Here is a 10,188-nt window from a genome sequence, read left to right on the forward strand (position 1 = left end):
CGAATCCTCATAAAACAAGGTATCATGCCAGACAATACAGTCCATTATAGTGGCCATACGCCCAAATTCATTATGATTTTCATAGTTAATTTATGACATTCATAGTTGGTCGTACCACTTATCCTGCTACAGAGAGTTTACATGTCATTTGCTGAATTAGATTTGGATTTCACCATAGAACAAGCCATTAGTGATCTTGGCTTTGAAGCCCCAACAGAAATCCAAGAACAAGCTATACCAATCGCCTTAGATGGTTCAGACTTACTTGCAACAGCCCCAACTGGTACAGGGAAAACCATCGCCTTTTGCGCGCCAGCTATTCAGCATATTCTTGACCGTGATGAGCAATCTACCACCGCACCGAAAGTATTGATCTTGGCGCCAAGTCGCGAGCTAGCGCGCCAAATTTTCAATGTTGTAGAACAGCTAACAAAGCATACTCGTATTCAATCTCACCTCATCATTGGTGGCACGCCATATGGGATGCAGCAACAACAATTAAGTGAACCATGTGACATTCTGGTTGCAACACCAGGTAGATTGGTTGAATTAGACGAAAAACAATGGCTTGATCTAACAGATGTGTCTTATTTCGTTATCGACGAAGCCGACCGTATGCTAGACATGGGCTTTGTAAGCGCCATCAACCACATTGCAAAAGAACTGCCTAAAAAGCACCAAACTTTGATGTTCTCTGCAACGCTAGAAGGCGAAAAAATGGGACGTTTTGCTAGCGCCCTATTAAATAGCGAGACGCAGCAAATTCGCCTAGGCGAATCATCCCGCACAGTGCCAAGCCAAATTCGCCAAATAGCTTACCGTGTAGACAGCGAAGAGCACAAAGAAGCCGTACTAAAACATCTATTAACGCAAGAGCGCGTTCAGCAAGCGGTGTTGTTTGTTTCTAACCGCGAGCATGTTGACATATGGGTTCAACGTATCCGTAAAATGGGCTTAATGTGTGATGGCTTGCATGGCGAAATGAAACAAGGCGACCGCAGCGAACACATGAAGCAGATGAAGCGTGGCCGTTTGCAAGTATTGGTGGCAACCGACGTCGCCTCACGTGGCATCGACCTTCCAGAAATAAACACAGTAATCAACCTTCGTCTTCCACGTAAAGCTGACTCTTACATCCACCGCGCTGGACGTGCTTCACGCGAAGGTGAGCCGGGCGATTGCATTTCGTTGATCGACATTAACGACTTACCAATGATTGAAAAGATTCAACGCTTTATGCAAGCCAACATTAAATTTGGCCGCATTGAAGGGCTTGAAGCAAAAACAAAAGCTCGCTCACCAAGCAGTAAGAAGAAAAAGAAGAAACCAGCTCCTAGTAAAAAATAAGGCTGGTTCAGCACTATAGAAATAATAAAGGCGCTTCACTAGCGCCTTTATTATTTCTATCTTTATGCATTTCTATCTAAAGTACAAAACTTGTACGTTACTCTTAGTCGAACTTCAAAGTATGCTGTTTACGCTTAGCCTTCGTTTCTAAATAGGAACGGTTATGCTGATTCACATGCACCTTGGTCGGAACTAATTCCGCAACATCAATACCGTGCTCTATTAGCTGCTGCGCTTTATCAGGATTATTTGTTAACAAACGAACTTTGGAAACCCCAAGCGCTTGCAACATTTCTGCGGCAATACCGAAATCACGACCATCGTCTGGTAGATGCAACATCTCATTGGCTTGGTAAGTGTCATAACCTTGGTCTTGCAAAGCATAGGCTTCTAGTTTTGCGTACAAACCAATACCACGACCCTCTTGACGTAAATAAAGAATGTAACCACCTTCTTCATTAATTCGATCAATCGCTTCATCAAGCTGCTCGCCACAATCACAACGGCCAGAACCAAAGACATCACCGGTCAAACATTCTGAATGCAAACGAACCAGTGGAATGCTGTTGTCAGCTTTTGCTGTTGTACCTTCGAAAAATATCCCTATATGTTCTTTGCCAGAATCATCACCGTTAAAGGAAATAAATTCGGCCATTACGTCGCCCGCCCTCACGGGAATTACCACTCGACGCTTAATTGTCAAATCACTCATACTACTTCTCTACTAGGGACTTTTTTACTGTAACAAGTATAACGCCCATTAATTTGGTCAAAAGCTAAAATATCAATGCTAAATAAGGAAATAAGCCTCTAAATCAAATGATCTAGTGGTAAAGAGGTTCGATTTATAATTCTTCGCAACAAGAAGCTCGAATGCACACCAGTCACACCGGGAATACGCGTTAATCTTCCCAGTAGAAACTCCTGATAGCGATCCATGTCTTCTACCACCACTTCTATCAAATAATCAGCCGATTGCCCCGTCACCAAGTTGCAGGATTTTACCTCAGGAAAAGATTCTAGCGTCTTCTCAAATACCTCAAAGCGATCTGGAGTATGACGATCCATACTAATCTGGATGAACGCAGTTAGTTTCAGGCCTAACTTATTCTGATTCAACAAGGTGACACTACGATCTATTACACCACTTTCTTCTAATGCCTTTACACGTCGCAAACAAGGAGATGCAGAAAGCCCAACACGATCTGCCAACTCTTGATTGGTTAAGCTAGAATCTTGCTGTAATTCTCGCAAAATATTCAAATCAATCTTATCAAACCCCATATCAATAGCTCCACACTGCTAATTATAAGAAACATTACGCAATATAATGCTATTTAGATTGATATTTCCATTAAAAAACGCAATCTTTTACTCAAAAAAATTAGTTATGATAGAAACATAGAAAATCACTTAATCAAGTGAACCAAATAACAATCTGAGCTTACCAGCTCAATTACAAAGAGAAGGGAAAGATTATGACATCTTTTGACCGCACTGCTTTTGACCATAAAAAATATACGCCATTCAAGCCAGTCGCCATCGAAAACCGTACTTGGCCTGACAAATCAATCACTAAAGCGCCTATTTGGTCTAGCGTTGACCTACGCGATGGCAACCAAGCATTGGTAGAGCCAATGACAGTGGAACAAAAGAAACAATTTTTCGCTCTACTAGTTGATGTTGGCTTTAAAGAAATCGAAGTCGGTTTCCCTGCTGCTTCACAGTTGGATTTTGACTTTGTTCGCTGGTTGATTGAAGAAGACCAAGTGCCAGACGATGTTTACGTTCAAGTATTGACTCAAGCGCGCCCAGAATTGATTGAGCGTACTTATGAATCACTAAAAGGTGCCAAAAAAGCTATCGTTCACGTCTACAACTCAACGTCTACAACACAACGTGAGCAAGTATTCCGCATGGACATGGAAGGCATCAAGCAAATCGCTGTCAATGGCGCTAAATGCGTAAAAGAACACGCGGCGAAACACCCAGAAACAGAGTGGGTATTCCAATACTCACCAGAAAGCTTTACTGGTACAGAAATCGACTACGCCATTGAAGTGGTCAATGCCGTTACCGATGTGTGGCAACCAACTCCAGACAACAAAATTATTATCAACTTGCCTGCAACCGTAGAAGTTTCTACTCCTAACCGTTATGCAGACCAAATTGAATACTTCTGCCGCAATGTTAAACAACGCGACAGCATGATTGTAAGCCTACACACTCACAATGACCGTGGTTGTGGTGTAGCTGCAGCAGAATTAGGCGTTATGGCTGGTGCAGACCGTATCGAAGGCACATTGCTTGGTAACGGCGAGCGTACAGGCAATATGGACGTAGTCACTATGGCTATGAACATATACAGCCAAGGTATTGATCCAGAGTTGGCGTTGGGCGATATGGACCGCATCATAAGTGTTGTTCAAGCTTGCACCTTGTTACAAGTTCACCCGCGTCATCCATACGCAGGCGAATTGGTGTTCACCGCCTTCTCTGGCTCTCATCAAGATGCGATTAAGAAATGTTTGGCTAACCAGACAGACGACAAACCTTGGGATGTGGCGTACTTGCCAATAGACCCTCGCGATGTCGGCCGCAGCTATCAAGAAGTCATTCGTGTGAACAGCCAATCAGGTAAAGGCGGCGTCGCTTATACTCTTGAACAAGAATACGGCTTGGCTTTGCCACGCTGGTTACAAGTAGAATTCAGCCCAATCGTTCAACGGTTTGCAGAGAAAGACGGCGGCGTTGTGGATGCTGAATCCATGAAAAACCTATTCGAAAGCAGTTTTATGACGGGCACTACCCCATACAAATTGGGCAAATACGATCTTGCAAAAGACGACGTAGATACAGTTAATGCCGAACTTATCAGCAACAGTTCTAGCATTAAGATTACGGGGAACGGCAACGGTGCGTTGTCTGCTTTCAGCGAAGCTCTAGGCAAACACTTCAATATGCGCGTTGATATTATCCAATATCAAGAACATGCGCTAACGGTTGGCAGCGACTCGCAAGCTATTGCGTATGTTCAAGCTAATATTGACGGTGACCGTTACAACGGTGTCGCCATTGATAACGATATTGTATCTGCTTCCATCCAAGCTTTATTGGCAACGGTGAATCAAAAAATTACCGCAAACCAAAACTCCGCTGTTGCGTAATTAATAATTCTCTGCGAGTAGAAAGAAACAAAAAAGCCGAAAATCACATCGATTTTCGGCTTTTTTATGTGTTGTTTTAGCGTTACTAAGTTTTTAGTTTTGTTCACAGCACTACAGTGGATGGTAAATCACTTTATTTCGGCCTGTATCTTTCGCTTCATATAATGATTGATCTGCTCGTTTCAATAGTGCAACTTTATCTTCTAATTTACCTGCATACATAGTCACACCGATACTGGCTGTAATAGGGATTTCAGCACCTTCATGCACCACCGGATGTTCGGCAACGATCTTACGATAACGATCAAATACCTTGAAAACATCATCTTCTTTAACATTATGCAAAATAATACCGAACTCCTCTCCTCCCAAGCGTCCAATAATATCACTGTCTCTTAGAGCCATTTTGATTCGCTTTGACACTTCAGCCAAAACAGCATCCCCAGCATCATGCCCAAAAGTATCATTGACGACTTTAAATTTATCAAGATCGAACATGGCTAATGCCATAGGTACACCATAACGACGAGTAAAAGACATCTCTCTGTCTAGCATAAGCTCAAAAGAACGACGATTAGCAACACCAGTTAGATGATCGGTTGATGCTAACTGCTCAAGAGCAAGATTTGAATCAACAAGGCGACGCCTCATATCTGCAATGCGTTGCATAGCCAACATTTTTGCCGACAGAACTTTTTGGCTGATTGGCTTCATAAGATAATCATCGCCGCCAGCTAAAATAGCCCCTTCTATATCATCATCTTCTGCGCTAGCGCTTAAAAAGATAACTGGCAACCACTCTTGATTTTGTTGCTCTTGTATTTTACGAATAGATCTAACGGCATCAAAGCCATTGATATAGGGCATTTGGACATCCATTAAAATAAGATCCAAATCCTGAGAATGCTCCAGAAACTGATCTATAGCTTCCTGCCCGTTACTGGCCTCTAAAGTTGTATAACCTAACTTTGACAAGTGAAGCTTCAGCAACAAACGATCCGTGTTGGTATCATCAACCACTAACACTTTCATTGGCATTACAGCATACCCTGAAGTTTATTTTTCACATTCTGATACATTGATAGAATCTCTTGCAGTTTAGCCTTTAGATCCGGCGCATCACCCTGACGGCTTTCTTGCTCAAGTTGCGCAGCCATTGAAGACATGGTCATTGCACCAACATTTTGACTAACAGATTTCAAACTATGGGCAAGACGAGAGATTAATGCGTAGTCGGCTTCATCTTCTTTACTCAACATCTTATCAAATGAAACCATGATGTTCTGTGCATCATCAAAAAATGCATCAATCAATAAAGTAAAATCATTCCCCAACAATACTTTTAATTCATTCAAAACAGATTCATTAATAATAACATCTGATTTAACATCAAAAATAGAATTTGTAGACTGATGCTTATTTAAAGCCTCATCCGGTGATTGATGACCACTTGGTAACCACTCATCTAGCATACTTATAAACTCCTTTTGCTTAAAAGGCTTTGGCACTAAGCCATCACCACCAGCACGAAATACTTCTGATAATGTTTCTGGCATAATATCAGCAGTCAATGCAATCATTGGAACACGTCGATTACCACTGCTTTTTTCAGCCTGCCTAATAGCGCGCATAGCTGACAACCCATCCATTACAGGCATATGCAAGTCCATAAAAATTAGATCAGGCTGATGGGACGTCCACATTTCTATGCCAACTTTACCGTTTTCAGCTGCAATAACATCAAAGCCCATTCTAGTTAGAATACCCTGCGCCACGGCTAAGTTAGCTTTCATATCTTCTACAACCAAAATAAGGCCTTTTTTCTCGCCATTCAGGTTATCTTTCACTTCGTCCTCGTCATTTACCTCTACGTAAGAAAGCTGATGACCTAATAAATTAGAAGACAGTGCAGAAACTAGGCCTTTCTTTAGTGCCAAAGCACTCATTGGTTTAACAATACTCATATTAACGCCAGCGGTAGAAAGCTCACCCTGAGATAAACGCCCTGCTGATGAGGTCATTAAAATGATAGGTTGATATAAAGATCCACTCACTTCTCGAATGAGCTTAGATAGCATCAAACCATCTAACTCAGGCATCAAATAATCTAAAACAATAATCTGATATGGCGAACCGTCATTAATTGACTGCTCGATTCGAGATAAAGCATCGACAGGGCTTATTTCTGCATCCGCATAAATATCACAGGACCTGAGCTGATTTTTAAGGATGGTTAAATTCGTTTCATTATCGTCTATAACTAACGTCTTCTTACCAAGTAATAAATTCTCATCGACTACAGTTTCAATATAAGACATTGCATGACTTTCTGGCAACGCAAATGTCACGGTAAAAGTAGACCCTATGTTCAGCTTACTTGATAAAGAGATATTGCCATTCATCAGGCCTATTAGCTGCTTAGTTATCGCCAACCCCAAGCCTGTACCACCAAACTTACGAGTCGTTGAACTATCAGCTTGCACAAAGGCACTAAACAAATGTGGCTGAACCTTATCTGCGATGCCTACCCCAGTATCCGCAACACTCATAGTGATAGAGACCATTCCTTGCTTGTCGACTATCCCTTTCACTGAGACCAGTACATGACCGATACTGGTGAATTTAATCGCATTACTGATTAGATTGGTTAATATTTGTTTAATACGAAAAACGTCTCCCACCAAGAATCTAGGGCAAACCTCATCATATTCGACCAATAAATCGATGCCTTTTTCGTCCGCTTTCATCATTAGCAAACGAATAACATCATAAATCGCTTTTTCCAGATTAAAATCTACACGCTCAATAGAAATATGACCTGCTTCTATTTTAGAAAAATCCAATAAATCATTAATTAAACCTAAAAGCCCTTCACCAGATTCTTTTAGTACATTTAACTGTGTGGTTTGTTCTGGATTCAGTTTTGTACCTGAAAGCAATTCAGCCATACCTAACACGCCATTCAATGGCGTTCTAATTTCATGACTCATGGTGGCCAAGAAATCACTTTTCGCTTTGCTGGCCGCAACCGCTTGATCACTCGCGTTACGTAACAGCACTTCAGTTTCTTTTCGTGAGGTAATGTCCATATTCACGCCGATAAGATGTGATGCTTTGCCTTTTTTATTAAATACAATGGCACCATTAGATTTCAAATAACGTACCTGCCCGTCTTTACGTTTAATTCTGAAATCAAAATCTAATTCTTTAGAAATATGCGAAGCATCTTCTTTAGTCGTAAAATACGCACCACTCTTTTCTAAACTAGAAAATACTTCTGCCAATCTATTTTTATCTTCTGTATAAACACAATCGTCCCAAACTTGAAGTGGTGAAGTACGCTCATCCTCAGCAAAACCATAGAGACGGTACATCCAATCATCCCACTGTAGAGTGCTGTCTTGTAAATCGAACTCCCAAACACCAATTCCTGCCGCATCAGCAGCGATAGATAATCGCAAATTGGTATCTATCATCTTTTGCTCAACTTCGAGACGTTCAGTCACATCACGAATATGCGCGATATATCCACCCAAACTATCATCGGCATTTCGAATAATGCTGCCTATCGTTTCGGCATGAAAAACCTTACCTTGCTTGCTTTTATAACTAACAAGATAGCGATTTAAAACATCTTGCATATCTACATTATATAATTCGCCCTTCCTTATAAACTCACTTTCCTCAGCGTAGAGCACTTGGGTTGTTTTACCGTATAACTCATCAAGGCTATAGCCAAAAAGCTCAGTAAATGCAGGATTCAGCATCTTAATTTCACGGTTCGCTCCAACATGAACAATCGCTTCTGGTGCATTATCAAAAAGCGATTTGAAAAATATCTTTTGCTCGCGCAATTCATTTTCGTATTGGGTTTGCATGGCTTTATCATGAAAACGAGTCATTTCATTACCAACCCACTGAGCAAGTAGCTTCATCAACTCATAATCTTCTTCGCTAAAAGACTCATTTTTAGGGTTTGGACTGGAAAAATTAAGCGTTCCCCATCGCTTGCCTGCGACATTAATTACAATACCGATATAGGCCTCTAAACCAAAGTTTTGATAGCAGGGATGTTCTTTTATGTCGCTAATGGCGGTATGAAAATACGATGTAGGTAAATCACTGCTAAGGGTGTGCACACAATAGGTATTACCCAACTCAAACTGCGCGCCGGGCAGCACCTCTCCATTTGGCGTGTGACTGTATTCCACTTGATAAAGGTCGCCATTAATTGAGCTGATAAGCCCAATAGGCAAGGAAAACTGATCCACACCAATTTTTAGAATTCTTTGTAGTTTCTGATCTAATGATAAATTGGCATCTGCCGTCACTTCATGCAAACGCTTCATCGTATGCAAGGTCAGTCTTTGACGAGTAATATCCTGCATACAAATATAAAGCCCTGTCACCTCACCTTCTTGAATACGTGGGACATAAGTCGATTCAAAAAAACGTAACTCATCACTGTTATTCTGTAAGACTTCATATTGAAAATTAACTACAGTTCCTTGTAAGGCACGATCTAAATTTTCATGAATTAAATTGAAAACCTCAGGTGGAATCAGCTCATTAATTTTCAATCCAATTATATGCTCCTTGGACATAGAAAATCGGTGTTCAAAAGTATCATTTACAAATTCATAGCGCAGATCGTTATCCACTAAAGCAACGAACATAGGAATACTATTATTTAACTTAAGAAGATCGTCATAGCTCACCTGATGAGTGTTTTTATTGGCAAAAGATCGATCTTTTAAAAATGACTTAGATACGTTTTTTTTAGACTCTAATAACGCAGAAAACACCCTCTTTAGAGAATCAATATGTTCTTCCAGCGACTCAGCATTGAGCAAAAAAGGAGTGTCACTTAAGAAAATCAATCGAGTATCATTAATGCTTAAAGGCTCAATAATACAACTAGCGATGTCTGAAAAATCTGAAAACAAAACATGTGCCGAAGGTGTGTTTTTTATATCGGAGTATCGAGAGGAAGGAAAAGTATTAAAGCGAGATAACTTGACTGAAAAATTTTTCTGATGAAGGCTATCGACTTCACCAGAAAAAACAATTGTGCCATCTTGAAAAAGCAATCCAGCACAAGACATTCCTAAAAGAGATCTGGCCACCTTTAAAGCAGCCTCTAATTGATTCATCCATTTCCCCTAAACTCGCCACATTTTAAAAGGCATTTAACAACACTAATTAATGTATTGCCCTACCTGATAAAACATAACAGAAAATCAGGGATCTGCTAACCAAAACTCCCAAGAAAATTATGGCAGTAACTTATCAATCAATACACAATCCTTAGTATCATTACGACTTGCTTTAACCTTATCTAAAACCTTTTGTGCAACGTCTTTTTGACGCTCTGAAACATATTTAGAATCAACTGTCTTTTGAACGTTGCCCAAGTAAGCTTCTAACTTTGGTGTGCAATAATCGTCAAATGCCAAGGCACCAGTTGAAGTGAAAAGAGCGGTAACACTAACCAAGGCAACAGAGAGTGAAGTTTTGAACAACATAATTTTTCCCAATACGATGTTAAGTTAGAAAAAATTAGACCATAGACTAAGGTAAAGTGAAACCTCAAGGTGGATTCAAATCACTCATTTACATGTTTAAATCATGAACTGATCCAATCTAATAACATTGAGCAAGAGTGCCAAGAATA

At 40.5% G+C, this 10,188-nt stretch carries 7 protein-coding genes; 2 read left to right on the forward strand and 5 right to left on the reverse strand.

The window, feature by feature from the left end:
• Positions 1–141: 141 nt before the first annotated feature.
• Positions 142–1,347 (forward strand): DEAD/DEAH box helicase, encoded by a 1,206-nt coding sequence (locus tag BUA59_RS08140; protein WP_072839217.1) that lies wholly within the window; start codon positions 142–144, stop codon positions 1,345–1,347.
• A gap of 103 nt (positions 1,348–1,450) precedes the next feature.
• Here BUA59_RS08140 and ribA read toward each other — a convergent pair whose 3' ends face one another.
• Both ribA and BUA59_RS08150 read right to left on the reverse strand, forming a co-directional pair.
• Positions 1,451–2,059 carry a GTP cyclohydrolase II gene (gene ribA / locus BUA59_RS08145; protein ID WP_072839218.1) on the reverse strand — a complete coding sequence of 203 codons (609 nt, stop codon included), beginning with the start codon at positions 2,057–2,059 and terminating at the stop codon, positions 1,451–1,453.
• A 98-nt stretch (positions 2,060–2,157) separates the two neighbouring features.
• The gene (locus BUA59_RS08150) at positions 2,158–2,631 is read right to left on the reverse strand and encodes an Lrp/AsnC family transcriptional regulator (RefSeq protein ID WP_072839219.1); all 474 of its coding nucleotides are present in this window, start codon (positions 2,629–2,631) and stop codon (positions 2,158–2,160) included.
• 194 nt (positions 2,632–2,825) lie between these two features.
• On the opposite strand from BUA59_RS08150, the gene leuA reads away from it, so the two are divergent.
• Complete coding sequence (gene leuA / locus BUA59_RS08155) at positions 2,826–4,514, forward strand: 2-isopropylmalate synthase (RefSeq protein WP_072839220.1); 1,689 nt, start codon at positions 2,826–2,828, stop codon at positions 4,512–4,514.
• A gap of 111 nt (positions 4,515–4,625) precedes the next feature.
• On the opposite strand, the gene BUA59_RS08160 is transcribed toward leuA, so the two are convergent.
• The 3 genes from BUA59_RS08160 to BUA59_RS08170 all read right to left on the reverse strand — a co-directional run bounded on the left by BUA59_RS08160 (position 4,626) and on the right by BUA59_RS08170 (position 10,039).
• Positions 4,626–5,552, reverse strand: a complete 927-nt coding sequence (locus tag BUA59_RS08160) for a GGDEF domain-containing response regulator (RefSeq protein ID WP_084122271.1) — start codon at positions 5,550–5,552, stop codon at positions 4,626–4,628.
• Positions 5,552–9,667, reverse strand: coding sequence for a PAS domain S-box protein (locus tag BUA59_RS08165; protein WP_072839221.1), 4,116 nt, complete (start codon positions 9,665–9,667; stop codon positions 5,552–5,554). The genes BUA59_RS08160 and BUA59_RS08165 overlap by 1 nt, the downstream gene beginning before the upstream one ends.
• 120 nt (positions 9,668–9,787) lie before the next feature.
• Positions 9,788–10,039 (reverse strand): hypothetical protein, encoded by a 252-nt coding sequence (locus tag BUA59_RS08170; protein WP_245813113.1) that lies wholly within the window; start codon positions 10,037–10,039, stop codon positions 9,788–9,790.
• Positions 10,040–10,188: the final 149 nt, after the last annotated feature.

This window comes from Marinomonas polaris DSM 16579 (assembly GCF_900129155.1).
Lineage (GTDB): Bacteria > Pseudomonadota > Gammaproteobacteria > Pseudomonadales > Marinomonadaceae > Marinomonas > Marinomonas polaris.